This window comes from Glycomyces salinus (assembly GCF_016428645.1).
Lineage (GTDB): Bacteria > Actinomycetota > Actinomycetes > Mycobacteriales > Micromonosporaceae > Glycomyces > Glycomyces salinus.
The window spans coordinates 1-25,142 of record NZ_JAELXW010000092.1 but is presented as its reverse complement, the minus strand read 5'-3'; the positions used below and the strand labels follow the sequence as shown (position 1 = coordinate 25,142).

The following is a 25,142-nucleotide window of genomic DNA, read 5'->3' as shown; positions in this document are numbered from 1 at the left end:
TCACATCGCCGCCACGGCCGCGTACAGGCCCCACAGGTGCGCGGCGAGGACGACCATCCCGGCCACCAGAACCGTCTCGGCGACGCCGATGAAGCGGCGCCACCAGGAGGCCGAGACCGGGGAGCGGGAGATCGAGGCGACCGACACGTAGGCGAGCGCGGCGAGGACGGCCGCGGCGGGCGTCCATTCGCGCAGCGGCTCGAGCCGGTCGATCCAGCCGAGGACGGCGAAGCCGCCGACCAGCATGCCGACCGCTCGCAGCGGCGCGACGTGCTGCACCAGTTCGAACACGCGGGATCGGGCGAGCAGCGCGGCGGCCCCGGCCGTGCCGAGGATCGCGGCCCACTCCTCGGTCCGGGAGGCCAGGAGCGCCGAGGCCGCGCCCGCGCAGACGGCCAGGCCGCAGACGGCGCCGGTGATGCGCGAGTCGGTGCGCTCCAGGACGCGCCGCAGCGCCTCGCCGCTGGTGGCGGCGCCGCCGCGCACCTCCCGGTCGAGGGTGAACATGCCCGAGGTGAACATGGCCGTCCGCGGGGCCGCGGCGAACGCGAACAGGACGGCGACCAGGACCGCCGCGGCGACCCGGTCGGCGTCGACGCCGAGGTGGGCCCAGGCGCTCCAGGCTCCGGCCGCGACCAGCGTGGTGATCGCGAGCCCGGTCGCGTACGGGCTCGCCATGCGGGTGCCGAGCCGGACGACGGCCGCGAACAGCAGCGCCCCGCACAGCGCGCCGAGCAGGCGGGTGGCGGTCTCGGCGGCGCCGTCGGAGGCGGCCCAGACCGTGAGCGTGTGGCCGAGGCGCCCGGCCCACAGCGCGCCGACGGTGATCGCCAGATGGGTCATGACCGGATGCTGGCGCTCCGACCACCAGGAGGCGAGCACGGCCAGCGCGCCGACCAGGGCCCCGGTGAGGAGGATCGAGGCGTCGGTCCCGGGGGCGAAGGCGGCGGCGCCGATCAGGAGCCCGGCGGTGCCGACGGCCAGCAGCCGCCCGACGCCGGGGTCCCAGCGGACGCCGTCCCCGTCCACGGCGTCCTCGACGCCGTCGCGCACGTCCTCGACGGTGGCCGGGAGCGAGGTCGCGGTGCTCTCGGTGAGCAGCAGCGCCTGCCCGTCGGCGACGGCGGCCCCGCCCAGGGTCGAGGCGCGGTCGATGACCGTCCCGTCCGAAGTGGTCAGGGACCAGACCGAGGCGGTCTCGGGGTGGTCTTCGAGGACGCCGGTGGTGCGCAGCATCTCCGGCATGAGCTCGGCGACCGGCACGTCACCGGGCAGCGCCATGTCGCGGGTGGTCTCGGGTCCTACCAGGGTGACGGTGCTGTATCGACCGGGCACAGGGGTTCATCCAGTCTCGCTGCGGGGTTCAGGAACCGATCAGGGCCGGGGCCTGGACCGATTGGGACGCTTCGCGTTCGGCGTCGGCCTGGCGCTGCTTCTCGAAGGCGTTCGCGACGGCGATGGCCGCGACGATGACCGCCGCGGCGATCACGCCGATCATCGCCGCGATCCACAGCGGCTGCCGCTGCCGCCAGCTGCGGGCCGAGCCGTAGAGGACGGCGGCGCGCAGTTGGCGGCGGCGCAGGCCTGCCGCTTGGAGGACGTAGCGCTCGGCCTGGCCGGTCCGCCGCATGGGCAGCGGCGCCGCGTCGGCGCCGGAGGCTCCGCGCTCGGCTTCGGCCGGGGCGCGGTCGGTCACGCGCCCCACCGGGTGGTGATGCGGGTGATGGCCGACTGCCAGTTCGACGCCGAGTTGTCGGTGGCCGCCGCGAGTTTGTCGAAGGCCGCCTGGAGGTCGGTGAACTCGCCCTCGGTGCTGGTGTTGAACGCCGAGAACCCGTCGAGTCCGGCGCCGCTCCACTGGCCTTTGGCGGTGGAGACGCTGCTCTGGAACTGGCCGAGGATGCCGTCGAACTTGGAGCGGTAGTCGGTCTGGACTCCGGCCAGGTTCTGCAGTTTGCCGACGTCGCCGTGCAGTTCGTATGCGGAGGCTCCCATGGTGGTCTTCCCTTCCTCGGAGTCAGATCTGGACGGTGATGGGCTTGATGGGCGGCAGGCCGCCCTCGGCGTTCTGGAACTCCGCCTGGTTGGCGTCGTCGGTGTTGAAGCCGTCGTTCTGGGTCTCCGCCTGGGCGAACGCACTGACGCCGTACTTGTCGGCGAGCTCGTTGTAGGCGGTGACGAACTCGTTCTTGGCGAGGCGGAACTTGGAGAGCGCTTCGCCGCCCATCGCCTCGGCGTCGGCCTCCATCTCCTGGATGAGCCCGCGGAGCTGGCCGAACAGCTCCTCGACCGAGATCTCGTGTTCATTGGCGCTGGTCGCCAGCGCGTTGGCCGTGGTGAGTCCGAAGTGGGACGCGCCAGACATGGTGGCCTCCTCGTAGGGGTGGAGAACTGCGCTCGTTCGTGTTGGAATCTATTGGGCGCCATTTACATCGGGGTAAACAGTGAGTTAAGACACGTAATGTTAACATGTAGTTCCGTTCGATCTTACGGTAACCGCATATATTTATCCTTGCGGCGCAACCGCATCCAACTACACACACCCCCGCATCGCCCCCTCATGCTCGGAAGGTGCAGCGTCACATGCCCTCCATACCAACCGTCGGAAGCTTCGACCCCCCGGAGTCCACCGCGGACGAGGACACCCTGGCCGCCGAGGCCGAGGCCCTGGAGGCCAACAGCGGCCGCATCGTCGGCAGCGGCGACAACCTCGTCTCGGATATGCGCAGTACCGCCGTCGACTTCTCCGAGATCGTCTCCGACCGACTCCAGCAGGAGGCCGGCAACTCCACCGGCGCCTACCTTGCCGCGATGCAGGGGGCCGCCTGGGGCGCGATGGTGACCGGCAAGTGGGCCAGCGACGTCAAGACTTACAAGACGCGGCGCGAGGAGCTCATCGAGGAGTGGGAGGAGGCCGTAGGCGACGACTTCGGCGTCGACCGCGCCGCCCTGGGCAGCGAGATCGGCGGCGACTCCCCGAGCATGACCGCCGACGCGATCGACCGGGCGGTGCAGAACGCGGTCGCCGAGGCCGGACAGGCGAAGCTCACCGAGATGGAGGGCGAGGCCGACACCGCGTACGAGGAGTACAAGGACAACGCCGCCGAGGCGGGGCGCATGCTCACGGCCGGACCGAGCCCGGAGGACCTGCGCATACTCACCGGCGGCGGCGCGGCCTCCTGGATGGCCTTCAACCTGTGGGGCACCGACGCGGCCCTGCCCGTCACCGGCTCCGACGGCCGCGACCTGGGCGAAGCGCTCGCCGAGGCCATGGCCGCAGGCGACGAGCTGACCCCGGAACTGCGGGCCCAGTTGGAGATGGTGTACGCCATCGCCGAACGCGCCCAAGAATTCCAGGGCATCGACGGCGCCGAGCTATCCGCGGGAGAACTCGAATTCCTGGAGGCGTTCTACGACCACATGGACTCGGTCGACGGCCGCGATCCTTACGCCGGCGGCTTCAACCCCGCCAACTCCCCGCTGTACTCGGTCGGTGATTGGGCCGCGAACTCGGAGAACATGAGCGAGGAGGACAAGCGCCTGCTGCTCTCCGCGCTCGGCGGAGGAATCCTGGCGCTGTCGAACGAGAGCGTCGGCGGCGGACTCGACCGGCTTCCCGACAACGTGCGCGTGACTCTGGACAACCAGCACGGCGACGCACCGGGCGAGCTGCTCTGGCCCGACCACGCCGCGGTCCTCGGTGGTCTCTCGCCCCTGTTCGGCAACGTCCTCGACGACGCCGCCCTGTCGGAACTGGAAGGCGGCCGCGAGTTCTCGGCCGCGCTGACCGTGGCCCTCGCCGAACACTTCAACCCGGACAACTCGATCAACACGGCCACAGATCTCGAATCGGACTCCGGCAATCTGCTGGGCGTCAGCACCAGGAACCACGAAGCCAACACCGACGTCCTCACCGGGGACTACCAGCACTCCCAATACGGCGACGACTCGCCCGAATTCGTGCTGCGAAGCCTGTTCGGACACGATTGGGAGGACGGCGGCACGGCCGCATCCCTGCTCACCGACTGGATCCCCGAGGCGATGTACGGCGACGACCCCCATGAGGAAGAACTGGCGGCCCTGGCGGCCCACAGCCTGTACACCACCATGACCAACGAGGACCCGGCCGCCGGCGGGCACTGGGATCAGTCCGCTTTCGAGTTCTTCACCGACGGCTACGGCCAGATCGGCGCAGACGAGGCCGCCAGCCTCGGCGTCGCCAATCCGGAGATCGCCCGCTCGCTCGGCGACGTCGTCTTCAGCACGATCCCGTACTTCGCGGAAGGGCCCCCGGACTCCGACGACGAGTTCTCGTGGGGCCCCGAACCGGAGGACCGGCACCTCCCACTGGACATTCGAACGAGGGCGAGCATGTTCGAGCTGGTCATGGCCGACGAGCAAGCCGCCAACGACCTGGGTGGGCGCGTGTACGCCCTCGCGATCGGAACCGCCGACGGCCTGCACGAGTGGAGCCACGGCGAAGCGGGAAGGTTCGGAGCCGAGGCCGGCAGACTCATCGGCCTCCTCGACGCGGGCTACGCGAATCTCGCAGGGGACGTCGGCGAAGGCGTCGAAGGCCGCAACTCCGATATCACCGCCACGGATGCGCGCCACGCCGCCTGGGCGCGCGCCGGATCTTCGATCGTCAAGGAGGTGGGCGGCGAATTCGCCGGAGAGATCCGCGACAAGGTCCCCGGCCTGAAGACACTGGGCACCCTCGGCAAGGTCGTCATCAAGGAGATCTTCGAGGCCCCCAAGTGGGCGATCCCGCTCGGGCAGACCGAGGGCTGGTGGCTGAACAGCGACCCCGGCTCGGTCGAACTCGCCGCGGAGTTCCAGATGACGCGCAGCGACATGACCAGGGCCATGGCCGACAATGCGGTCACGGGCATGCTCGCCGACCCGGCTTCCGGAGTCACCACTGCCGACGTCAGGGCGGCGGCCGAAGCGGCCGGCCAGGACCCCGGCGTCGTGCTCGACGGCGACCGGCTCAAGGATCTGGAAGAGATCCCCTCCCACCTGCGCGACGAGGCCGAGGGGATCTACGTCGACGTCATGAACGGCGCGAACAGCGACTACCGCGAGATGTACGAGAACTACACCGTAGAGATGGAACTCGAGCGAGCCGACATCCGCAGACTCGCCGCAGCACAGTGAGAACGGACGAGGACCGACAGCGCCATGACCGACTCCGCCCCTGATCCCTCCGGCCGCCGCGACCTGCCGGCCGTCATCGCCTCCTGGCGCGACCAGCTGCGCGAGAGGGGCGGCGCCGGACGCTCGCTCGCGATGGTGGCCGCCGCCGTCGCGGCCGTGCTCGCCGTCGCCATGGGCGTCGCGGTCGCCGACTCCTTCGGCGGCGACGAGCCCGCGCCCGCGGCCGCGCACGCGGACTCCGCGTCGACCGAGTCCCCCGATCCGGACGGCGCCGAGGCGGCCCCGTCCGAGTCCGAGGAGCCGACCGCCGAGCCGGAGCCCGAACCCGAGTCCGAACCGGACGGCACGACCTCGGACACCTTGTCCGAACCGACCGTGCAGGTCTCGGGCCACTCGTCGGGGACCGACTCGATCACGCTGGACCTGACCTACGACGACGGCGGCGGAAAGGTCACCTGCGACCTGCTCCGCGACGGAGCGGTCAAGGTCGGCGACGGCTCGTGCGACAGCCTCACCGAGGACGGCCTGCGGGCCTCCACCGAGCACACCTACCGGGTCCGGATCACCAACGCCGCCGGCGACTCGACCACGGGCGACTACCGGGCGTCGACCGCGACGGTCAAGGGCCAGGTCTACTTCGGATGCTCGGAGATGGACACCGCCTACTGCGACGACACCAGTGCGGCCGGCGGCGGAAACGGCATCGGGCTCTTCGACAACCCCGGCAGGAACGGCAGCCCGGTAGGACACGTGAGGACCGGAGACCGCTACCGGGCGATCTGCTGGACCACCGGCCCGAGCATCACCCCGCGAGGCCAGGAGGCCGACGGCTACCACGACTACCACCCCGGCAAGGACACTTCGAACAAGCAGATCCTGCTGGGCGACGGCGACTACTACATCCCGTTCGCCTGGTTCAACATCGACGGTTTCGCAAAGAACTCGGTCGGCGACCTTCCGCCCTGTTAGAGCAGATCCTCGAATTCGCCCCGGCGGGCAGAGCCCGCCCCTACTCCGATTGGAGCCGCCGATGGCCGCCACCGGTGTCAACCCGAGCTCAGCCTCCGCAGGCGCGAGCCGGACCATCTCCGAATCCGACAGCTTCGCCTCGCTCGAAGGCGACATGCGGGCGATCGTCGAGGGCTGCGTCGCCGCGGCCGGAGAGTCCGAGGTCGTCTCGGGCTACGACGAGTTCGGCGCCACCTGGGCCACGGAGCTGGCGCTCGTGGCCGAACACGGCGAGAGCGTCGGCTCGACCAGCCAGATCAGCGTCTCCGACCACGTCGACACCGACACGGTCAACGCCGAGGGCCACACGGTCTACGTGCCGCACCCGAGCTAGAAGACCCGGTCGGTCTCGTCCTCGAAGTCCCCCATGATCTCCTCGAGCAGGTCCTCCATCGCGACCAGCCCGGTGACCTCCCGGCCGGGGCCGGTGACCAGCGCGAGCTGGGCCCGCTGCCGCCGCATGAGCGTCACGGCCGCCGAGACGGTGGTCTCGGCCGCGATCAGGAGCGGGGCGGTGTCCAGGTCGGCGACGGGGGTGTCCGGCTCGGCCTGGATCGCCTCGCGGACGTGGACGAGCCCGATCGGGCGGGCCTCGGGGTCGACCACCACGATGCGGGAGCGGCCGGTCTCGCGGCTGCGCTCCTCGGCGTCGACCGCGCGGGCCGCGGCCGGGATGGTGACCACCGACGACCACGGGATGGCGACCTCGCCGATCGAACGGGCCTGCACCTCGATCGCGTGCGTGAGGATCTGGTGCTCATCGGCCCCGAGCGTGCCGGCCTCGGCCGAGGACCGCAGCAGGTAGCGCAGCTCCTCGGGGGAGTGGGCCTGGGCCTTCTCGTCGGCCGGCTCGACCTTGAGCAGGCGCAGCAGGGCGTTGGCGCCGTGGTTGAGCGCCAGCAGGATCGGCTTGGTCAGCACCACGTAGCCGGTGAACGGCCAGATCAGGGCCATCGCCGAGGGCTCGGGGTGGCTGATGGCCCAGGACTTGGGCATCATCTCCCCCACGACCATGTGGAGGAACACCACCACGATCAGCGCGATCGTGAACGCGATCGGGTGAGCGGCGGCCTCCAGGCCGATCGCCTCGAGCGGGACCTCGATGGTGTGCGCCAGGGCCGGTTCGGCGAGCGCGCCGAGGCCGACGGTGCAGGCGGTGATGCCCAGTTGGGCTCCGGCGAGCATGAGCGAGAGGTTCTTGGTGCCGCGCAGCGCGGCGCGCGCGGCGGCCGAGCCGTCCTGTTCGAGGCGGCTCTGCCGGGCGGCCACGAGCGCGAACTCGGCGGCCACGAAGAACGCGTTGGCGGCCAAGAGGACCACCGAGATCAGCAGGGCGGGTCCGGTGCTCATCGGGCGGCCTCCTTCACCGGCGATTCGCGCCGTTGCAGTTCGACCGCCTGCGGGACGTGCCGCGAGCAGGAGACGACGACCATGCGCACGCTGCCGGGGCTCGGGGCGTCGGTCTCGGCCTCGTCCTCGGACGGCTCGGCGCGCACGGTGTCGACCTCGACCGCGTCGCCGGGGTGGGCCACGCGGCCGAGCAGGGACATGACCAGGCCGGCGACGGTCTCGTAGTGCTCGCCCTCGGGCAGTTCGATGCCGGTGGCGTCGGCGACCTCGTCGATGCGCCAGCGGCCGGGGATGAGCCAGGCGCCGCCGGTGAGGGACACCGGCCCCTCCTCGAACCGGTCCTGCTCGTCCTGGATCTCCCCGACCAGCTCCTCGGCGAGGTCTTCGAGGGAGACGATGCCGTCGAAGCCGCCGAACTCGTCGACCACGCAGGCCAGTTGGCGGTGCTCGGCGCGCATCTGCTCGAGCAGGGTCGGCAGCGGCAGGGAGGCGGGGACCAGCATCGGTTCGTCGGCGATCTCGCCGAGTCTGACGGTGCCGCGCTTGGAGCGGGGGACCTGGATGATCTGGCCGATGCCGACCACGCCGCGCAGGTCGTCGACGTCCTCGCCGACGACCGGGAACCGCGAGTGCCCGCCGTGGAGGGCCTCGACGGCGTCGGCGACGGTGGCGTCGGCGCGGAGGGTGTGGACGTTGACGCGCGGGGTCATGGCCTGCTCGGCCACGATCTCGGAGAAGTCCAGGCCGCGGTCGAGCAACTCGGACAGCCCCTCGTCGAGCGCGCCCTCGTCGCGGGAGACGTCGATGATGTGGTGCAGGTCCTCGGGGGTGGCGTTGTGGTCGAGCTCCTCGACCGCGTGAATGCCCAGCAGCCGCAGCAGCCGGATCGAGGCGGTGTCGAAGAAGCGGATGATCGGCCCGCACACGGTCAGGTAGACGGTGGTGGGGGTCGCCAGGGCCAGCGCCAGGCCCTCGGTGCGGGCGATGGCGAGGTTCTTGGGGCCGAGCTCGCCGAGGATCATCTGGACGATGTTGGCCACCACCACCGCCAGGGTGACGCCGATCGCGACCGAGACTCCGGCGGGGACGCCGGTGCTGCCGAGCAGCGCGGCCAGTCCCTGGCCGAGGTAGGGCTCGGCGAAGAAGCCCACGAACAGGGCGGTGACGGTGATGCCGAGCTGGGCGCCCGAGAGGGCGAAGGAGAGTTTGGAGCAGATGCGCAGGGCGCGTCCGGCGCGGACGGCCCGCCTGCCGTCAGAGGCGGAGGCGATGTCCTCGAGGCGGGAGCGGTCGACCGCGGTGTAGGCGAATTCGAGGGCCACGAAGAATCCCGTGGCGGCGGTGACGGCCAGGATGATGGCCAGTCCGACGGTTATGAGCATCTCTCACGCACCTCGGAAGGTGCGGTGGAGCGCCTCGCGGAGGGGGGCTCTGCTGCGCGGCGGCTGGGCCGCACCGTACTTCGGTGCCGACGTCGGCGCTTTCTCGACATGGGCCGATCCTATATGCCTCGGGACGGGGGGCGAAACTTCATTGCCGGCGGCCCTGCCACAGGACGATCTCGGTGCCGGGCCGGGCGAACGGGCCGGTCACCGCGCGCAGCTCGGACAGCTGGGCGCGGGCCCGGGCCAGCTCCTCGAGGACCGCGGCCATCTCGGCGCGGGCGGCCTCGACCTCCCGCTGGAGGTCCATGATGCGCTTGATCCCGGCGAGGTTGACGCCCTCGTCCTGGCTGAGCCGCTGGATCTCGCGGAGCCTGGTGACGTCGCGGGCCGAGTAGCGGCGTCCGCCGCCGGGCGTGCGGGCGGCCTCGACCAGTCCGAGCCGGTCGTACTGCCGCAGGGTCTGCGGGTGCATTCCGGCCAGGTCGGCTGCCGCGGAGATGGCCAGGATCTTGGCGTCGAAATCCGGCTCCTTCGGGGCGGTCACGGTTCACTCCCTCGTAACTCGGTGTCCGATCGGTGGGGCGTCACTGACCGGTCAGCTCTTCCAGTTTCGAGCGGTCCGCGGGCGGCGACGCCGCCGCGTATTTCTCCAGCGCCTCGCGGGCCTCGGCCGAGAGGTCGGAGGGGACCTCGACCTCGACGGTCACCAGCAGGTCGCCCTTGCCGGGGACGCCTCGGCCCTTGACGCGCAGGACGCGGCCGGTCGGCGTGCCCGCGGGGACCTTCAGGGTCACCGGCCCGTCGAGGGTCGGGACCTTGACCTTGGCTCCGACGGCGGCCTCGGGGAAGGAGACCGGCAGCCGCAGCGTCACGTTGTCGCCGTCGCGCGCGAACAGCGGGTGGGTGCGGACGTTCACCCGCACCAGCAGGTCGCCGCTCCGTCCGCCGCGCTCGCCGGGTGCGCCCCGGCCGGCCAGGCGGATGGTCTGCCCGTCGCCGATCCCGGCCGGGACCCTGACGGTGATGGCGCGGTCCCGCGTGACCGCTCCGGTGCCGCCGCAGTCGGGGCACGGGTCGGTGACCACCGAGCCGGTGCCCTCGCACTCGGGGCACGGCTGGGCGAAGCTGAACGCGCCCTGGTTCTCGGTGATCAGGCTGGTGCCGTTGCACCTGGGGCACGTGACCGGGCTGGTGCCGGGCGCCGCGCCGTTGCCGTGGCAGGTCCGGCATTCGCCCGGGGCCCGCATCCGCAGCTCGGTGGTGGTGCCCCTGACCGCGTCCGCGAAGTCGAGGGTCAGGTGGGTGCGCAGGTCGTGGCCGCGCTCGGGCCCGCGCCTGGCGCGGGTTCCGCCGCCGCGGGAGAACAGGTCCCCGAACAGGTCGGAGAAGCCGCCGGCGCCACCGCCGCCGCCGAAGAGGTCGTCGAAGTTGATGTTGGCCCCGCCGGGGCCGCCCATGCCGCCGAATCCGCCGCGGCCGGACTTCATCAGCTGGATCTGGTCGTACTCGGCGCGCGCGGAGTCGTCGTGGAGGACCGAGTATGCCTCCGAGACCTCCTTGAAGCGCTCGCCGGCGTCGGGGTCGGGGTTGTGGTCGGGGTGCAGCTCGCGGGCGAGCCTCCGGTAGGACTTCTCGATGTCCTTTTTGGAGGCGTCCTGCGGCACGCCGAGGGCGGCATAGAAATCCTTCTCAAGCCAGTCCTGCGATGCCACCGGACGCCTCCTCCAAACTCAGTTCGACTATGCGGGCGGGACTCAGGAGTCCTTGTCGCCCTTGGAATCCTTGCCGCCTTCGGAGTCATCGGACTCCGCGGAGCCGTCGGACCCCACCGAGTCGTCGGCGTCCTCTTCGCCCGGGCGGTCGGCAACCTCGGTTCCGGCCGCCTCGGCCCCGGCCTCGGAGGACTCGGCGGCGCCCTCGGGCTCCGGCTCGACCGGCGGCTCGGCCTCCTGCTGCCCGGCCTCGGCCGGCTCGGGCGCGTCCGGCTCCTCGAGCGGTTCGGCCACCGCCACCAGCGCCGGGCGCAGCAGCCGGTCGCCGAGCCGGTAGCCGCGGCGCATCACGTCGATGCAGGTGGGGCCGTCGACGTCGCCCATCTGCATGTGCGCGACCGCCTCGTGGATCTGCGGGTCGAACTGGTCGCCCTTCTCCCCGAAGGGCTCCAGCCCCTGCTTGGTGAGCGCGCCGGTCAGCTGCTCGGCGACCGAGCCGAACGGCCCGTTCAGGTCCCCGTGCTCGCGGGCCCGGTCCAGGTCGTCGAGGATCGGCAGCAGGGCCGACAGGATCGCGCCCGTGGCCTGCTCGCCGGCCCGGGCCTTGTCCCGCTCGACGCGCTTGCGGTAGTTCTGGAACTCCGCGTGGAGCCGCTGGAGGTCCCGGGTCCGCTCCTCGAGCGTGGTCTGGAGGACTGTGATCGTGTCGTCGGCGGCCTGGCCGTCGTCGGAGGCCTCGGCGAGGATGTCCTCGACGGTCAGCTCATCGCCTGAGTCGGCGGCGTCGTCGCCCTCGGCCGATTCGGACTTGCTCTCGGCCCCCTCGGCCTCTTCGTCCTTGCGCTTGTCCTCGTCGCTCACTTCTGGTCCTTGTCGTCGTCGACGATTTCGGCGTCGACCACGTCGTCGTCGGCGCCACCGGTCGCGCCGGAGTCGGCCCCGGCACCATCCGCGGCGGCCCCCGGAGCCTCCTGCTGCTGGGCGGCGTACATGGCGGCGCCGGCCTCCTGGCTGACCTTGGACAGCTCCTCGGTGGCGTTCTTGATCGCCTCGATGTCGGAGCCGGCCAGGGCGGACTTGAGCGTCGAGACCGCCTCGCCCACCTTCCCCTTGGTGTCCTCGGGGATCTTGTCGCCGGACTCGGCCAGCAGCTTCTCGGTCTGGTAGACCAGCGACTCGCCCATATTGCGGGTCTCGGCCTCCTCGCGTCGCTGCTTGTCCTCCTCGGCGTGCTCCTGGGCCTCGGCCATCATCCGCTCGATGTCGTCCTTGGCCAGGCTCGAACCGCCGGTGATGGTCATCGACTGGGCCTTGCCGGTGGCGGTGTCCTTCGCCGAGACGTTGACGATGCCGTTGGCGTCGATGTCGAAGGTGACCTCGATCTGCGGGACCCCGCGCGGGGCCGGCGGCAGGCCGGTCAGCTCGAAGGTGCCGAGCTTCTTGTTGTAGGCGGCGATCTCCCGCTCGCCCTGGAAGACCTGGATGAGCACCGAGGGCTGGTTGTCGTCGGCGGTGGTGAAGACCTCGCTGCGCTTGGTCGGGATCGTGGTGTTGCGCTCGATGAGCTTGGTGAAGATCCCGCCCTTGGTCTCGATGCCCAGGCTCAGCGGGGTCACGTCCAGCAGCAGGACGTCCTTGACCTCGCCCTTGAGGACGCCGGCCTGGAGGGTCGCGCCGACGGCGACGACCTCGTCGGGGTTGACGCCCTTGTGGGCGTCGCGGCCGATCAGGCGCTTGACGACGTCGGAGACGGCCGGCATGCGGGTCGAGCCGCCCACCAGGATCACGTGGTTGATCTCGGAGACGTTGATCCCGGCGTCCTTGACCGCCTGCTCGAACGGCTTCTTGCAGCGGTCGAGCAGGTCGGAGGTCATCTGCTCGAACTCGGCGCGGGTGAGGTTCACGTCGAGGTGGAGCGGGCCGTCGGGGCCGGCGGTGATGTACGGCAGGTTGATCGAGGTCTGGGTGGCGCTGGAGAGCTCGATCTTGGCCTTCTCGGCGGCCTCCTTGAGCCGCTGCATGGCCATCTTGTCCTTGGACAGGTCCACACCGTACTGGCCGTTGAAGGTCTTGACCAGGTGCTGGATGATGCGGTCGTCCCAGTCGTCGCCGCCGAGGTGGTTGTCGCCGCTGGTGGCCTTGACCTGGATCACGCCGTCGGCGATCTCCAGCAGGGACACGTCGAAGGTGCCGCCGCCCAGGTCGAAGACGAGGATGGTCTGCTCCTCCTCGTTCTTGTCCAGTCCGTAGGCGAGCGCGGCGCTGGTCGGCTCGTTGATGATGCGCAGGACGTTCAGGCCGGCGATCTCACCGGCCTCCTTGGTGGCCGTGCGCTGGGCGTCGGAGAAGTAGGCCGGGACGGTGACGACCGCGTCGGTGACGTTCTCGCCCAGGTAGGCCTCGGCGTCGCGCTTGAGCTTCATGAGGATGCGCGCGCTGATCTCCTGCGCGGTGTAGGACTTGCCGTCGATGTCGACCGACCAGTCGGTGCCCATGTGGCGCTTGACCGAGCGGATGGTCCGGTCGGGGTTGGTGACCGCCTGTCGCTTGGCGACCTCGCCGACCAAGACCTCGCCGTTCTTGGCGAAGGCGACGATCGACGGGGTGGTCCTGGCGCCCTCGGCGTTGGTGATGACCGTGGGCTCCCCGCCTTCGAGGACGCTGACCACGGAGTTCGTGGTGCCGAGGTCGATGCCGACCGCACGTGCCATGTTGATCTCCCGGAGTACGTGGAACTGATGTCTAGGTGTCTCAAGCTGGCGGGCGCACCCGGAACCAAGTTGAGTCAGCTAGGCTCAATGTTCGACCTGGAGAACAGGAGTGTCAAGCCGGATCCCCGAAGTGTGAGAGAACACACTAAAGTTGAGTCGGTTTGACTCAAGTTTGGCGCGCGACCTCCCCGGCCGAGTCGCAGCACTGGGTGATCAGCCCGTCGGCGATCTCCCAGGCGTCGCACGGCCAGGACTGCTTGCACGAGGCGCAGTCGACGCCGAGGAGCTGCTCGGGCAGGTGGTCGCGCCACATGGCGGCGGCCAGCTCCCAGCCGGTGATCTCGGCGATGCCGCGGGGGGCTTCCAGGGGCGGGGGCTCCTCGACGGTGAAGTAGCGGCCGCTGCGGCCGCGTCCCGGGCCGCGGGCCGGGGCCTGCTCGGCGGGCTCGGCGGCGGCCGAGTGGCGGGAGGACCGGCGCGCGGGCCCGCGGTCGGAGGCGAGCGACACCGACCTCACTGAATGCTGCATACCCACGCTATCTCCTCATTCGCCATCGCTTCCGTGCCCTTCGCTGACTCCCTACACTCGGATAACGCGCGAGCGGGCGTCAGGACACGGCCCGGGCCGGATTCCCACCGGCCCCGCGGTCCGCCCTCCCGTGCGGCGTTCGACGCCATCGCAGGCGAGCGCCTCGCATCGGGGCCCGGGACGGGCCGGCGAGCACCGTACCCCCGCTTCCGGGCGACCGGGCCCGGGAGCTCGGTGGATCAGATATTTCCTCACATCGCGACCGGACCGCCGACCGAGCCGCCCGGTTGCGGCCTGGGGCACGTTTCGCCGCATTCCGGGCGGAACCGAATCGGCTTGCGGCACGGCGGCACCCGGCCCGCGCATTCGTCAGATCGGGCCCGATAGCGCATTGCCGCAATGAAACAGGCAGAGCACTCCCGGCACCACTCTGGCCACTCGAATACGCCGATTCGTAAGTGTGTCGCTTGTCATTGCGCTCCAAGCACGTTACGATGCACGTGCAAGTCGGCTTCGGTCCGATGGGGATGCTCAAGCGCTTACCGCGAAGGGTAACGGAGACCGCACCGCCCGCATCAGATCCCGGCTCACCTGCGGTTTCAGGCATGTGTCAAGTGGAAATCCTCGATTAACTTTGCGTTACAGTGTCCGTTTTGTCGGGAATCACCCACTTCGCGTGTGGCATCATTGGTTCATGCAATCTTCTTCAGAAGAAGTACAATGGACTGTTGATGGTGGATTGATCAGTCCCTACTTCGAGTCCAGAACCACATTCCGACGCAGCGCCGGCGCCGAGCACCAGACCGACCGCGCCTACGTATACGGCCTCGAACTCGAAGGCGACGGCGAAGTCGCCATGCGCTTCCGCCCCGAGCACCGGCACCAGCACGCCGAGGCCTCCCTGACCATCCGCGTCGACGAGGTCAACTGGGTCAAGACCGGCGCCGAGTACCTCGGCGGCCAGCACCTGGTCAGCACCGTCACCACCCGCGAGTACACCGACTGGTCGCTCTCCCCGGTCGACACCGAGTCCGACGAGATCTGGCTGCGCCTGGTCCGCAGCGGAGGCACCGTCACCGTCGCCCACGCCGACGACGGGGTCGACTACATCACCATCGCCTCCACCTACCTCCCCGGCGGGGTCCGGGCCATGGCCGGCATCGCCAGCGCCCGACCGGTCGGTGAGAGCTTCTGGGACGCCGCCCAGGACCTCGGCGTCGAGTCCTACTGAGCGGCGATCGCCTCAGAGCAACGGCGCTCTGAGCATAGAGGTCGGGCCCGGTCTCGCCATACCACGCCGGACCCGACCTGTGTGCTCAGCACGATCCCGTCACAGGACCCGAACCCGCAGTCGGCCTACCCGACGACGCACTCGGGCGCGATGCCGAACCGGTAGCCCCGCTCGGCCAGCCGCGGCAGCGCGATCTCGAGGGCCTCGACCGTCTGCGAGCGGTCGCCGCCGCCGTCGTGCATGAGGACCACGTCCCCCGGGGCGGCCCCCAGCAGGACGTCGGCGATCGCGTCGACGCCCGGCCGCCGCCAGTCCTCGGTGTCCACGTTCCACATGAGCTTGTTCAGGCCCGCGTCGGCGATCGCGTCGTCGACCTCGGCATTGCTGGACCCGTACGGCGGGCGGAAGCACGGGGCCCCGCTCCCCAGATCGTCCAGCATCCAGGCGGCCGAGGCGATCTCCCAGTCCACCTCGGCGCGACTCAGCTCGGTCAGATCGGGGTGGCTCCAGGTGTGGTTGGCCAGCACGTGGCCCTCGGCCATGATTCGCAGGCCCCGAGCGGGGTCGTCCTCGAGGCTCTGGCCGACCGCGAAGAAGGTGGCTCGGGCGTCGTTGTCGGCCAGCACCTCCAGGACTCGGTCGGTGTCGTCGCCGTTGGGGCCGTCGTCGAAGGTCAGGTAGACGGTGTCGTTCCAGTCGCCGCCCGGACCGGCGGCCCGGTCGGGGTGGGCGGCGGCTGGGACGACCAGGGTCAGGGAGCCGATCGCGGCCGCGGACGCGGCCAGCAGGATTCGCGACATTTGCATGCCGCACATCATGCCGTAAGCCGCTTGACGGCATAATATCGGTTCAAACCCCTATAATCGAGTATAAAGCGCAAAACACACGAAGCGGGCGCGCACCCTGCGGGTGCGCGCCCGATGTCGGTCACCGGGGCCCGTGCCGGCCGGGCCCCGGTCCACTCACTCGAAGAGCAGCGAGTAGGTGTGGAAGGCCGTGGCCACCTCGACCTGGTGCCAGTACCGGTGGTAGGTGAACTCCGGCGCGTCGCCGGTGCACCCGCCGTCGATGTAGGCCTGCACCTGGTCCCAGCCCTCGAAGTCCTCCATGAAGGACCGGATCGAGATGAAGGTCGAGCCCGGCTCGATCACGTCGCCGTTCGGCATGGTCCCCGACCAACCGTCCGGGATGTAGACCTCGTCGCCGAAGCGGCAGTAGTCGGCCCGCTCCTCGGTGCGGGCCACGCCCACGCCGTCGTTGAACGACCACAGCGAGTCCAGCAGGGTCGAGACCGTCTCCTGCAGCTCGGCGTCACCGGTCGCGGCGGCGTAGTACGCCAGGACCTTGGCCGTCGCGCCCGCGACGCCCGGGTCCTGCGACTCGCTGGCCACCGACACCGACAGTCCGTCGCCCGGCTCGCCCGACCACTCGAGGTCGCCGGGGAAGCTGTAGTCGGACTCGGTGATGGTGCTGTTGTCCAGCACCCAGTCGACCCAGTCGTCGAGCAGGTCTCCGGCCCGCTCGTCGCCGGTGTGGTAGTAGTACGTCGCCACGTCGTCCATGCCCCAGGCCTGGAAGCCGAACCAGTTGTTCGAGGGCGGGTCGTGCCAGACCGGCTGCCAGTCGTAGGCCATGCCGTCGAACTCGGCCGAGGAGTCCGGGGTGCCGTAGTTGCCGCCCCAGTTGTTGGTCGCCCCGCCGGCGATGGCGCCCTCGGGCGCCTGCAGCCACTCGAGGAACTCCAGCTGGGTGTCGAGGCTGGTCGACCAGTCCGAACCGGCCGTCGGCGAGTCCGGGGTCAGCGAGCCCTCCTCGCTCAGCGCGTAGGCGGCCAGGACGTTCTGGTAGCCCTGGTGGACACCCGAGCCGCCGATCCGGTAGGACCAGTCGCCGTTGATGCCCATGCCCCACGAGTAGTACCAGCTCAGCAGGTAGTGGAACGACTCCTTGCCGGTCGCGCCGGGGCACGAGGAGGCGCCGACGCAGTCGCCGATCTCCTTGAAGTACTTGTCGGCGAACGCGTACCTCAGGTAGTCGCCCATCATGGAGGCGTTGTCGAGCGAGCCGGAGATGGCGCCCTCCTGGCCCTGCTCGGCGGCCCACTGCTGGGCCATCCAGGAGACCTGGACGGCGCGGGCGTCCGCGTCGGGAGCGGCGGTGTACTTCTCCTGCTGGGAGTACTGCTCATCGCCGATGAACAGGTCCAGGAAGCCGTTCGGGCCGCCGTAGTCGAAGGTCTCGCAGGTCGGCTGCGTGACCGTCTCCCAGGTGGACTCCTGCTGGCCGCGCTGGAAGGTGTTGATGCCCGACGGCTCACTGGTGCCGTCGCCGCACTGGCCGAAGCCGTAGGCGTTGTCCAGGTCCCAGATCCAGTGCATGCTGTAGACCTGGTTCGTCCCGTAGGTCGAGGTCAGCTCGTCGGCGAGCGGGTCCTGTCCGACCGGGACGCTCGAGTCCAGGTCGGTCGGGTACAGGTCCGGCTCCGGCTGCTCCGGAGCGTACGTAGCCGGCGAGTTCGGGTCGTAGTTGGCCGGGTTCATGTCCGGGATCGTGTGTTCCTCGATCCGGTTCCAGGAGTCGTTGAACGGCTCCCAGTCCCCGGTGATCTGCCCGTACGAGGCGTCGAGCCAGATCTGGTAGGTCAACGCCTCCGAGGTGGTCTGGTGGCCGTAGTCCGGCGCCTCGACGATGAGCTCCTCGACCGAGTGGTACGGCAGGCCGGTCGCCTGGTGCAGGTACTGCGAGTCCGAGCCGCTCAGCTGGTCGTACAGCTCCAGGAAGCGCTCCTCGTTCGGGGTGGTCTCGCCGTCGGGCGCGGCGGCGACGGTGACCTCGATCGGGTCGAAGCCGGCGGCGGCCACGGTGAAGGTGGCCGAGCCCTCGGCGTCGTCGTCCGCGGCGACGGTCACCGTCTGCTCGGTGTCCCAGTTGCCGGGGCCGAAGCTCAGCTCGCCCCCGGAGGCCACCGAGAAGGCGTCCGAGCCGCCGCTGCGGGTGGTGGTCACCGCGACTTCGTCCTCGAGCTCCTCGGTGAAGGCGACGCCGAAGTCGACGGTGTCGCCGGGTTCGACCATCATGTTGGCCCGCGAGACGGTGAGCTCGGGATCGGTCGGGGTCACGTCGCCCTCGCAGGAGGTGTCGTTGACGCTGAACCCGGTGGGCTCGGCTGCGTTGCCCGAGCCGATGAAGCCGAAGACCTCGCGGGTCTCGCCGGCGGCGATGGAGCCGTTCCAGCCGACGTCCGAACCGGTGAAGTGGTCGCCGCTCTGGCTCCAGTCCACGTTCCAGGCCGAGGAGACGGAGGTGCCGCTGGGGAAGTCCCATTCGACGGTCCAGCCGTCGAAGGCATCGGTTCCGGCGGTGATGTCGATGTTGGCCTGGAAGCCGCCGCCCCAGTCGCTGATGACGTTGTAGTCGACCGTGCAGTGCTCATTGGCGAGCGCCTGCGGGGCCGCCACGGCTCCGAGCGCCGCGACAAGGGCCGCCGGGAGGCCGATCACGACGCCGCGGCGCCATCGGCGCCGTCTGGACGGCGGCGGGGCCAGGTTGTCGAGTTCCATGCTGGTCTCTCCTGAGAGATGGTGTGAAATGTCCGGTTCAAATGGGAGCGCTGTTAACTAGTCGATGGCCCCATATGACGCGGGTGGAACGAAACGGACCCCGACAAGGAAGCGCTCCCAAGCCATCCTCGCAAGCCTTGAGAGTCAATGTCAATACATTGACATCTCTAAATTTATTAGACATGCTGCGCGACATCACGTCGCTTGGCAACAAATTTCCTGCTAAATGGCCTGAGCAAACGCCATCAAAGCGACAGACTTATGACCATCGATCTATTCTGCCGCAACATCCGGATGACCGTCAGGTAACGGCTCCCACACCCGGACTTGCGTCGTGCATCACGCTCCCGTAAGCTTCTGGTATCGCTCCCAAGCGATGAACCAATCCGATAACCCGGCCGGGCCCCGCCCGACCCCTCGACCCCGGTGGTCGACCCCCTCTTGTACCGCGACGACTACTGAAAGCCCCTCCGAACACACGGCGCTCGGCGCCTGGAAGGAAACCAAGAAGATGCATCTCCTCAACCGACACCGCGGCAGGGCGGCTCTTGCCGTGGCCGCAGCCGGCGCACTCGCGCTGTCCGCCTGCAGCGGAGGCAGCGACGGCGACGGCAACGGCAACGGCGACAGCGACGAAAAGATCCAGTTGACCGTCAAGATGTTCGGCACACTCGGCTACGTCGACATCGAAGCCGAGCAGGCCTACGAGGCCGAGCACCCGAACATCGACGTCGTGCTCGAAGGCGACGGCACCAACTTCGACCAGGAATTCCGCCCCGCGATCGAGTCGGCGCTCCAGGCCGGCTCCGGCGCGGGCGACGTCATCGCGATGGACGAGCAGGCGATGGCCCAGATGATGGCCCAGAGCGACTACTGGGCCGACCTCTCCGAATACGGCTACGACTCGCGCGCCGAGGAGTACCCGGAGTGGAAGTGGGAGCTCGGGCACACCGCCGACGGCAAACTCGCCGGATTCGGCACCGATGTCGGCGGCATGGGCATGTGCTACCGCACCGACCTGTTCGAGGCGGCCGGCCTGCCCACCGATCGCGAAGAGGTCGCGGCGGCCTGGGCCGACTGGGACGGCTTCGAGACCGCCGCCCAGACCTTCGTCGACTCCGACGTCGACGCCGCCTTCCTCGACAGCCCCACCCAGTTGCAGAACATGATGCTGGGGCAGTTGGCCGGACAGGGCGACGGCCAGATGTACGTCGACGCCGAGGGCAACCTGACCCTCGACTCCGCGGCCGTGCAGGACTCGGTCGACACCATCATCGGGCTCCAGGAGATGGGTGCCATCGGCTCCTTCGCGTCCTGGTCCGAGGAGTGGGTGACCGCCCAGGCCGAAGGCGGCTTCGCCACCATGCCGTGCCCGGCCTGGATGCTCGGTGTCGTGGAGGGCAACGCCGGCGAGGACAACGCCGGCAACTGGGACTTCGCCGCCGCGCCCGGCATCTCGGGCAACTGGGGCGGTTCCTGGCTGCTGGTGCCCTCGCAGAGCCAGCACCCCGAGGAGGCCGCCGAGCTCGCCGCCTGGCTGACCTCGCCTGAGAACCAGGTCTCCGTCTTCGAGGCCGTCGGGCCGTTCCCGTCGACCTTCGCGGGTCAGGAGCAGGTCATGGACGTCACCAACGAGTACTTCAACGACGCCCCGGTCGCCGAGATCATCTCGGGCTCGGTCGCCGAGTTCCCGGCGCTGGAGTACTCCGCCCTGCACCCGACGGTGAAGGGGGCGGTCGAGAACGCACTCAACGGTCTGGTCGACGGCACCTACAGCGCCGACGAGATCTGGGACGTCATCAACTCCGAAGCCGAGAACGCGGTGCAGCTCGGAGGCTAGCGCCGATCGTCGCCGCAGGGAGCGGTGATCCCCAGGCACCGCTCCCCACTCCTTCGGCGACGTTCCCGCACCGGTCGGCCGGCTCCTTCATCCGATGAAGGCACTCCCCAGAAGGGGCCGGCGGTCCCGGCGCCGTGCCGGCTCGTCGCGCCCCAACCCGCGGCGGGCCGGCTCCTTCGGACCGAGAGAGGAACCATGACCACCGCCCTAGCCCAGCGCCCCGCACCCAGCCGTCCCGGCTGGCGCGAGCGGCTCCACAAGTTCGACATCAAAGGCGTCCCGTATTTTCTGGTGGCGCCGTTCTTCCTGCTGTTCGCGGCGTTCGGGCTGTTCCCGATGGGGTACACCGTGTACGCCTCGCTCCACGAGTGGAGCACCCGCAGCCCCGAGAAGACCTTCGTCGGCCTCGACAACTACCAGTTCCTGCTGTTCGAGTACGACCGCTTCCTCAACTCGGTCGTCAATACGCTCGGCATGTTCGTCCTGGCCACCGTCCCCCAGCTCATCGTGGCCCTCCTGGTGGCCAACGCGCTGAACAAGCGGATGCGCGCCCGATTGACCTGGCGCATGCTCGTGCTCGTGCCCATCGTCACCTCCGTGGTGGCCGTCGGCGTGATCTTCGCGCGTCTGTGGGGGCAGGAGTACGGCATGATCAACGGCTTCCTCGGCGTTTTCGGCGTCGAGAACATCGACTGGCGGGCCTCGCGGTTCGGCTCCTGGCTGGCGGTGTCGTCCATGGTCGACTGGCGCTGGATGGGCTACAACGCACTGATCCTCCTGGCCGCCATGCAGACCATTCCCAAGCAGCTCTACGAGGCCGCGGCGCTCGACGGCGCCAGCCCGAGGCAGCAGTTCTGGCAGATCACGATCCCGCAGATCAAGCCGGTCATCATCTTCATCACCTTCATGTCCTCGGTGGGCGGCATGATGCTCTTCGTCGAGCCGATGATGTTCGACTCCGGCCGCTTCGGCGGCGGCACCGACGGCCAGTTCCAGACCACCTCGATGGTCCTGATCGACCTGCTGCGGACCCACGGCAACTACGGCATGTCCTCGGCGGCGGGCTGGCTGCTGTTCATCGTCATCCTCGCCGTCGCAGGTACGAGCTACCTGATCGTCAACCGCCTCCAGGGGAACAAATGAGCACCGTCCTCAAACCTCCCGCTCAGCAGAACGACTCCGAGTCGACCGGTCCGCGCAGGCCCTCCAACCGGTCCTCGGGCGGCTCCAGCGCAAAGATCCTCCAGCCGACCGTGATGACCCGCATCGGGCTCGTCGGCGTCATCGTGCTGTCGATCTTCCCGCTGTACTGGATGATCGTCATCGCCTCCCGGACGACCTCGGACGCCGCCAAGTTCCCGCCGGCGCTCCTCCCCGGCGGCAACCTCGGCGCCAACATCGAACGCGCGCTGAACGATCCTGCCTCCAGGCTCATCGACGGCCTCGTCAACTCGATCATCATCACCGGCACCGTCACCGTCTCGGTGGTCCTCATCTCCACACTGGCCGGGTTCGCATTCGCCAAGCTCCGGTTCCGCGGCGCCCGCCTGATGATGGGAATCGTCCTCGCCACGATGATGGTGCCGCTCCAGCACCTCGGCCTGGTCCCGCTGTATCTGATCATGGTCGAGCTGGAGTGGCTCGACACCTACCAGGCCGCCATCCTGCCCTTCCTGGTCAACGGCTTCGGCATCTTCCTGATGCGGCAGTACACTCTCCAGTCCGTGCCCGACGAGCTCATCGAGGCCGCCCGCGTCGACGGGGCCTCCACCCTCCGGATCTGGTGGCAGATCGTGCTCCCCGCCCTGCGGCCGGGCATGGTCGTCCTCGGCCTGCTCACCTTCATGCTCAATTGGAACGAGTTCCTGTGGCCGTTCCTGGTGCTGGGCACCGAGACCCCGACGATCCAGATGGCGATCCGGCAGATCTCCATCGGCCTCTACACCACCGACCTGTCGATGGTGTTCACCGGCACGTTGATTTCGATCATCCCCATCGCGATCCTGTTCGTCATCTTCGGACGGCAGATCGTCAGCGGCATCATGGAAGGTTCCACCAAACAATGACCATCGACAACGACACCGCGGCGAACGGCGCGGGGGACGACGGCTCGGCCCCACTCGCCTCCAGGTTCCCCTCCGGCTTCTCCTGGGGAGCGGCGACCTCGTCATACCAGGTAGAGGGGGCGACCTCGACCGACGGGCGCGGCAGTTCCATCTGGGACACGTTCGTGGCCGAACCGGGAAGGGTCGTCGACGGCTCCAACGGCGACACCGCCATCGACTCCTACCGCAACATCGAGGGCGACGTGGCCCTGGTCAAGGAGATGGGGCTCAACGCCTACCGGTTCTCCCTGTCCTGGCCCCGGATCATGCCCGAGGGCGGGGGCCGGGTCAACGCCGCCGGCATCGCCTACTACTCGGCGCTGGTCGACGCGCTGCTCGAAGCCGGGGTCACCCCGTGGGTGACCCTCTACCACTGGGACCTGCCGCAGGCGCTGGAGAACGCCGGCGGCTGGCCCAAGCGGGACACCGCAGAGCGGTTCGGGGAGTTCGCCGCGGCCGCCCACGAGGCGCTCGGCGACCGGGTCAAGCACTGGATCACGGTCAACGAGCCGTGGTGCGCGGCGTTCCTGGGCTACTCCTCCGGCGAGCACGCGCCCGGTCGGAGGGAGCCGGCCGCCTCGATCGCGGCGGCGCACCACCTCATGGTCGCCCACGGGCTGGCCGCCCAGGCGATCAAGGAGGCCGACCCCGAGGCCAAGACCAGCATCGGGCTCAACTTCTACCCGGTGTACGCCGCCAGTGACGCGCCGGTCGACGTGGACGCGGCCCGCCGCATCGACGGGGTCCAGAACCGGTTCTTCACCGACGCCGCCCTCAAGGGCCGCTACCCCGAGGACGTGCTCGACGACTTCGGCGCGGTCACCGACTTCTCGTTCATCGAGGTCGGCGACATGGAGCTGATCAACCAGCCCCTCGACATCCTGTCGGTGAACTTCTACAGCCAGTTCACCGTGACCGGCGCCGACGGCGGATCGGTCTCGGCCTCGGCCGCCCCGACCGACTCGGACTCGGCGTGGCCGGCCAACGACCACGTCGGGTTCGTCACCACCGGGCTGCCGCAGACGGACATGGGCTGGGAGATCGCCCCGGCGGGCCTGACCGACACCTTGAAACGTTTGCATGACAATTACCCGGGCGTGAAGCTGGCGGTCACCGAGAACGGCGCGGCGTTCCCCGACAAGCTCCTGGACGGCCAAGTGGCCGACTCCGAGCGACTCGACTATGTTCGCGACCACGTGGCCGCCTGCGCCGACGCCATCGACGAGGGAGTGCCCCTGATCGGGTATTTCGCCTGGTCACTGGCCGACAATTTCGAGTGGGCCTGGGGGTACACCAAGCGATTCGGCCTGGTGTACGTCGACTTCGAGACCGGTAGGCGCTATTTCAAGGATTCGGGCAAATGGTACGGCGACCTGGTGCGACAGGCACGCTCGAACCGTGAGGCAGAATAAGATCACGCTACAAAGCCCGAGGTGATGCACGATGACCGACACCCGATCTGACGACCGCGGCGCGGACCGGGCCCAGACCGCGCCCCAGTCCGATGGAGCGCGCAAGCGGCGCGGCCGCAGCGCCGGACGTCCGACCCTGGACACCGTGGCGCGCCACGCCGGGGTCGGTCGGGGGACGGTCTCACGCGTCATCAACGGCTCTCCCAAGGTCGCCGAGGACACCCGGACGGCGGTGCTGGCCGCGATCAAGGAGCTGGGCTACGTCCCGAACCAGGCGGCCAGGACGCTGGTGACCCAGCGGACCGACACCGTCGCGCTGGTGGTGACCGAGTCGCAGGAGTGGCTGTGGGGGGAGCCGTTCTTCGCCGGCGTCCTGCGCGGGGCCTCCGAGCAGCTGGCCGACGAGAACATGCGGCTGATGCTGACGTTCGCGCCGAAGGACGGGGACCGGACCCGGCTGGAGTCCTATCTCATGAGCGGGCACGTCGACGGGGTCATGATGGTCTCCAGCCACTCCGGCGACCCGCTGCCGACGCGCCTGGAGGATTCGGGGATCCCGATCGTGCTGTGCGGCACGCCCAGCGACCTCAACCCGGCCGCCTACGTCGACTGCGACAACCGGTCGGGGGCGCGCCAGGCCGTGGAGTACCTGGCGGAGAAGGGCCACAAGCGGATCGGGATCATCGCCGGCCCGCAGGACATGCAGGTCGGCGTGGACCGCCTCAACGGCTACCGCGACGGCCTGCGCGGGAGCCGGCTGCCGGTCGAGGAGGGCCTGGTGGCGTTCGCCGAGGGCTTCGACGAGGCCAGCGGCATCAAGGCCGCGCGGCGGCTGTTCGACCAGGCCGAGGGCCTCGACGCGGTCTTCGCCGCCTCGGACCCGCTGGCGACCGCGACCCTGCGGGTCGCCCGCGATCGCGGCATCAGGGTTCCCGAGGACCTGGCGCTGATCGGCTTCGACGACTCGCCGCTGGCGGAGGTCGCCGAGCCGCCGCTGACTACGGTGCACCAGCCGACCGAGACGATGGGCCGCGAGATGGCCCGCCTGCTGTGCGGCCGCATCCGCGGCGAGGAGGCCGGGCCGCTGGTGACAATCCTCGGCACGAGGATCGTCGTCCGCGAATCGGCATGAACTTTTCACC

At 69.5% G+C, this 25,142-nt stretch carries 21 protein-coding genes and 1 pseudogene; 9 read left to right on the top strand and 13 right to left on the bottom strand.

Annotation, left to right across the window (positions count from 1 at the left end; translation table 11 throughout):
• The 4 genes from JFB92_RS20055 to JFB92_RS20040 are packed head-to-tail and all read right to left on the bottom strand — an operon-like array spanning position 1 to position 2,365.
• Positions 1-1,335 (bottom strand): EsaB/YukD family protein, encoded by a 1,335-nt coding sequence (locus JFB92_RS20055; protein WP_199042894.1) that lies wholly within the window; start codon positions 1,333-1,335, stop codon positions 1-3.
• Positions 1,336-1,363: 28 nt separating this feature from the next.
• Positions 1,364-1,696 (bottom strand): hypothetical protein, encoded by a 333-nt coding sequence (locus tag JFB92_RS20050; RefSeq protein ID WP_199042893.1) that lies wholly within the window; start codon positions 1,694-1,696, stop codon positions 1,364-1,366.
• Positions 1,693-1,995, bottom strand: coding sequence for a WXG100 family type VII secretion target (locus JFB92_RS20045; RefSeq protein WP_199042892.1), 303 nt, complete (start codon positions 1,993-1,995; stop codon positions 1,693-1,695). Before JFB92_RS20045 ends, JFB92_RS20050 begins: the two co-directional genes overlap by 4 nt.
• Before the next feature lie 22 nt (positions 1,996-2,017).
• On the bottom strand, positions 2,018-2,365 hold the full coding sequence (locus JFB92_RS20040; RefSeq protein WP_199042891.1) for a hypothetical protein: 348 nt from the start codon (positions 2,363-2,365) through the stop codon (positions 2,018-2,020).
• Positions 2,366-2,583: 218 nt separating this feature from the next.
• On the opposite strand from JFB92_RS20040, the gene JFB92_RS20035 reads away from it, so the two are divergent.
• The 3 genes from JFB92_RS20035 (at position 2,584) to JFB92_RS20025 (ending at position 6,499) form a co-directional block, all read left to right on the top strand.
• Positions 2,584-5,157: a TPR repeat domain-containing protein gene (locus JFB92_RS20035; protein WP_199042890.1), complete on the top strand. Its 2,574-nt coding sequence runs from the start codon at positions 2,584-2,586 to the stop codon at positions 5,155-5,157.
• Positions 5,158-5,181: 24 nt separating this feature from the next.
• Positions 5,182-6,126: a hypothetical protein gene (locus tag JFB92_RS20030; RefSeq protein WP_199042888.1), complete on the top strand. Its 945-nt coding sequence runs from the start codon at positions 5,182-5,184 to the stop codon at positions 6,124-6,126.
• 61 nt (positions 6,127-6,187) lie between these two features.
• On the top strand, positions 6,188-6,499 hold the full coding sequence (locus tag JFB92_RS20025; protein ID WP_199042886.1) for a hypothetical protein: 312 nt from the start codon (positions 6,188-6,190) through the stop codon (positions 6,497-6,499).
• On the opposite strand, the gene JFB92_RS20020 is transcribed toward JFB92_RS20025, so the two are convergent.
• The 7 genes and pseudogenes from JFB92_RS20020 to JFB92_RS19990 form a co-directional block, all read right to left on the bottom strand.
• A complete protein-coding gene (locus tag JFB92_RS20020) occupies positions 6,496-7,515 on the bottom strand; it encodes a hemolysin family protein (RefSeq protein ID WP_199042884.1) in 1,020 nt (339 codons plus the stop codon). The genes JFB92_RS20025 and JFB92_RS20020 overlap by 4 nt on opposite strands.
• Positions 7,512-8,897, bottom strand: coding sequence for a hemolysin family protein (locus JFB92_RS20015; protein WP_199042882.1), 1,386 nt, complete (start codon positions 8,895-8,897; stop codon positions 7,512-7,514). The genes JFB92_RS20020 and JFB92_RS20015 overlap by 4 nt, the downstream gene beginning before the upstream one ends.
• Positions 8,898-9,045: 148 nt before the next feature.
• Positions 9,046-9,444 (bottom strand): heat shock protein transcriptional repressor HspR, encoded by a 399-nt coding sequence (locus JFB92_RS20010; RefSeq protein WP_307789226.1) that lies wholly within the window; start codon positions 9,442-9,444, stop codon positions 9,046-9,048.
• Positions 9,445-9,484: 40 nt separating this feature from the next.
• Positions 9,485-10,612: a molecular chaperone DnaJ gene (dnaJ, locus tag JFB92_RS20005; protein ID WP_199042880.1), complete on the bottom strand. Its 1,128-nt coding sequence runs from the start codon at positions 10,610-10,612 to the stop codon at positions 9,485-9,487.
• Positions 10,613-10,894: 282 nt separating this feature from the next.
• Positions 10,895-11,296: pseudogene (grpE, locus tag JFB92_RS27195) on the bottom strand (nucleotide exchange factor GrpE); the annotation flags it as partial.
• A gap of 173 nt (positions 11,297-11,469) precedes the next feature.
• Positions 11,470-13,323 carry a molecular chaperone DnaK gene (dnaK, locus tag JFB92_RS19995; RefSeq protein WP_199042878.1) on the bottom strand — a complete coding sequence of 618 codons (1,854 nt, stop codon included), beginning with the start codon at positions 13,321-13,323 and terminating at the stop codon, positions 11,470-11,472.
• A 166-nt stretch (positions 13,324-13,489) separates the two neighbouring features.
• Positions 13,490-13,852: a hypothetical protein gene (locus JFB92_RS19990; RefSeq protein WP_199042876.1), complete on the bottom strand. Its 363-nt coding sequence runs from the start codon at positions 13,850-13,852 to the stop codon at positions 13,490-13,492.
• Positions 13,853-14,591: 739 nt separating this feature from the next.
• Here JFB92_RS19990 and JFB92_RS19985 point away from each other — a divergent pair.
• Positions 14,592-15,083, top strand: coding sequence for a DUF1349 domain-containing protein (locus JFB92_RS19985; protein ID WP_199042875.1), 492 nt, complete (start codon positions 14,592-14,594; stop codon positions 15,081-15,083).
• 125 nt (positions 15,084-15,208) lie between these two features.
• Here JFB92_RS19985 and JFB92_RS19980 read toward each other — a convergent pair whose 3' ends face one another.
• Entirely contained in the window at positions 15,209-15,889 is a 681-nt protein-coding gene (locus JFB92_RS19980) for a polysaccharide deacetylase family protein (protein WP_199042874.1), read from the bottom strand.
• 156 nt (positions 15,890-16,045) lie between these two features.
• Positions 16,046-18,643: a glycoside hydrolase family 48 protein gene (locus tag JFB92_RS19975; RefSeq protein WP_199042873.1), complete on the bottom strand. Its 2,598-nt coding sequence runs from the start codon at positions 18,641-18,643 to the stop codon at positions 16,046-16,048.
• 511 nt (positions 18,644-19,154) lie between these two features.
• On the opposite strand from JFB92_RS19975, the gene JFB92_RS19970 reads away from it, so the two are divergent.
• The 5 genes from JFB92_RS19970 to JFB92_RS19950 all read left to right on the top strand — a co-directional run bounded on the left by JFB92_RS19970 (position 19,155) and on the right by JFB92_RS19950 (position 25,132).
• Positions 19,155-20,483: an extracellular solute-binding protein gene (locus JFB92_RS19970; RefSeq protein ID WP_199042864.1), complete on the top strand. Its 1,329-nt coding sequence runs from the start codon at positions 19,155-19,157 to the stop codon at positions 20,481-20,483.
• 195 nt (positions 20,484-20,678) lie between these two features.
• Positions 20,679-21,626: a carbohydrate ABC transporter permease gene (locus JFB92_RS19965; RefSeq protein WP_199042862.1), complete on the top strand. Its 948-nt coding sequence runs from the start codon at positions 20,679-20,681 to the stop codon at positions 21,624-21,626.
• Entirely contained in the window at positions 21,623-22,549 is a 927-nt protein-coding gene (locus tag JFB92_RS19960; protein WP_199042860.1) for a carbohydrate ABC transporter permease, read from the top strand. Before JFB92_RS19965 ends, JFB92_RS19960 begins: the two co-directional genes overlap by 4 nt.
• Complete coding sequence (locus JFB92_RS19955) at positions 22,546-24,000, top strand: GH1 family beta-glucosidase (protein ID WP_199042857.1); 1,455 nt, start codon at positions 22,546-22,548, stop codon at positions 23,998-24,000. Before JFB92_RS19960 ends, JFB92_RS19955 begins: the two co-directional genes overlap by 4 nt.
• Before the next feature lie 31 nt (positions 24,001-24,031).
• Positions 24,032-25,132, top strand: a complete 1,101-nt coding sequence (locus JFB92_RS19950; protein WP_199042855.1) for a LacI family DNA-binding transcriptional regulator — start codon at positions 24,032-24,034, stop codon at positions 25,130-25,132.
• Positions 25,133-25,142: the final 10 nt, after the last annotated feature.

Excerpts from the sequence above, each read along its gene's own strand:
- JFB92_RS19955 (WP_199042857.1), top strand. The coding sequence starts at position 22,546 with ATGACCATCGACAACGACACCGCGGCGAACGGCGCGGGGGACGACGGC.
- JFB92_RS20015 (WP_199042882.1), bottom strand. The coding sequence starts at position 8,897 with ATGCTCATAACCGTCGGACTGGCCATCATCCTGGCCGTCACCGCCGCC.
- JFB92_RS19975 (WP_199042873.1), bottom strand. The coding sequence starts at position 18,643 with ATGGAACTCGACAACCTGGCCCCGCCGCCGTCCAGACGGCGCCGATGG.
- JFB92_RS20030 (WP_199042888.1), top strand. The coding sequence starts at position 5,182 with ATGACCGACTCCGCCCCTGATCCCTCCGGCCGCCGCGACCTGCCGGCC.
- JFB92_RS19965 (WP_199042862.1), top strand. The coding sequence starts at position 20,679 with ATGACCACCGCCCTAGCCCAGCGCCCCGCACCCAGCCGTCCCGGCTGG.
- JFB92_RS19970 (WP_199042864.1), top strand. The coding sequence starts at position 19,155 with ATGCATCTCCTCAACCGACACCGCGGCAGGGCGGCTCTTGCCGTGGCC.
- JFB92_RS20025 (WP_199042886.1), top strand. The coding sequence starts at position 6,188 with ATGGCCGCCACCGGTGTCAACCCGAGCTCAGCCTCCGCAGGCGCGAGC.
- JFB92_RS19960 (WP_199042860.1), top strand. The coding sequence starts at position 21,623 with ATGAGCACCGTCCTCAAACCTCCCGCTCAGCAGAACGACTCCGAGTCG.
- JFB92_RS20035 (WP_199042890.1), top strand. The coding sequence starts at position 2,584 with ATGCCCTCCATACCAACCGTCGGAAGCTTCGACCCCCCGGAGTCCACC.
- JFB92_RS20045 (WP_199042892.1), bottom strand. The coding sequence starts at position 1,995 with ATGGGAGCCTCCGCATACGAACTGCACGGCGACGTCGGCAAACTGCAG.
- JFB92_RS19990 (WP_199042876.1), bottom strand. The coding sequence starts at position 13,852 with ATGCAGCATTCAGTGAGGTCGGTGTCGCTCGCCTCCGACCGCGGGCCC.
- JFB92_RS19980 (WP_199042874.1), bottom strand. The coding sequence starts at position 15,889 with ATGCAAATGTCGCGAATCCTGCTGGCCGCGTCCGCGGCCGCGATCGGC.
- JFB92_RS19950 (WP_199042855.1), top strand. The coding sequence starts at position 24,032 with ATGACCGACACCCGATCTGACGACCGCGGCGCGGACCGGGCCCAGACC.
- JFB92_RS20020 (WP_199042884.1), bottom strand. The coding sequence starts at position 7,515 with ATGAGCACCGGACCCGCCCTGCTGATCTCGGTGGTCCTCTTGGCCGCC.
- dnaK (WP_199042878.1), bottom strand. The coding sequence starts at position 13,323 with ATGGCACGTGCGGTCGGCATCGACCTCGGCACCACGAACTCCGTGGTC.
- JFB92_RS20040 (WP_199042891.1), bottom strand. The coding sequence starts at position 2,365 with ATGTCTGGCGCGTCCCACTTCGGACTCACCACGGCCAACGCGCTGGCG.